This is a genomic window from Jatrophihabitans sp. sgz311053, assembly GCF_056135305.1.
Genome location: NZ_JBWAXP010000008.1, coordinates 1 through 916 on the forward strand (window position 1 = coordinate 1; position 916 = coordinate 916).

Consider the following 916-nt stretch of genomic DNA (forward strand, 5'->3'; position numbering starts at 1 on the left):
GCCGCAACGCCTCCCCGAACACCGGAAACGCCACCGCCAAACCCCGCCCCATCCCCACCCGCTGACCACCCTGACCACCAAACACAAACCCCACCCCAGCCGAACCACCGGCAACACCGGTGGCGGCGGGAAAAGCAGCGAGCAGCTCGTCGCGGGAGCGGCCGACGACGACCGCGCGATGCTCGGCCGGCGGCTCGGCGGCCAGGACGTGGCCGACGACGCGTGGGTCGGCGTCGACACCGCGCAGTGCCTCGCGCCGACGCCGCAGCTGGGTCGCCAGCACCTCGGGGGTGCTGCCGGAGAAGGTCCACACCGTCGGCGGCGTGACCGCCGGTTCGGCGACCGTGCCGGGGGCCGCGGCAGCGGGCGCCGCGACGGGGGTCGCGACGTCGCGGTCACCCGCGTCGGTCGCGGCGGGCGCGCCGGGCGCATCGGTCGCGGCGATCGCGTCGGGCGCCGGTGCGGCTTCGAGGATGACGTGGGCGTTGGTGCCGCTGATGCCGAACGACGAGACCGCCGCCCGCCGCGGCCGGTCGTGCTCCGGCCACGGCGTCGGCTCGGTGACCAGCCGGACGGTCCCGTCGGACCAGTCGACCTTGGGAGTGGGGGTGGTGACATGCAGCGTCGGCGGGACGACCCCGTGCTGCAGCGCGCCGACGAGCTTGATGATTCCCGCGACGCCGGCGGCGGCCTGGGTGTGGCCGATGTTCGACTTCACCGTCCCCACCAACAACGGCACCCCAGCCGACCCGCCCCCTACCCGATCCGCAGCCCGATCAGCAGCCCGCGCCGCCCCATACACCCCCACCAACGCCTGCGCCTCGATCGGATCACCCAACGGCGTCCCCGTCCCATGCGCCTCCACCACATCCACACCCGACGCCGACACCCCCGCATCAGCCAACGCCGCCCGAAT

Annotated in this window: 1 protein-coding gene; it reads right to left on the minus strand. The window is 74.6% G+C overall.

Annotated elements, in window-relative coordinates; all coding sequences use genetic code 11:
* The coding region (locus tag AC0NZQ_RS21830) for a ketoacyl-synthetase C-terminal extension domain-containing protein (protein WP_474532236.1) at positions 1 to 916 on the minus strand (916 nt) is incomplete at both ends.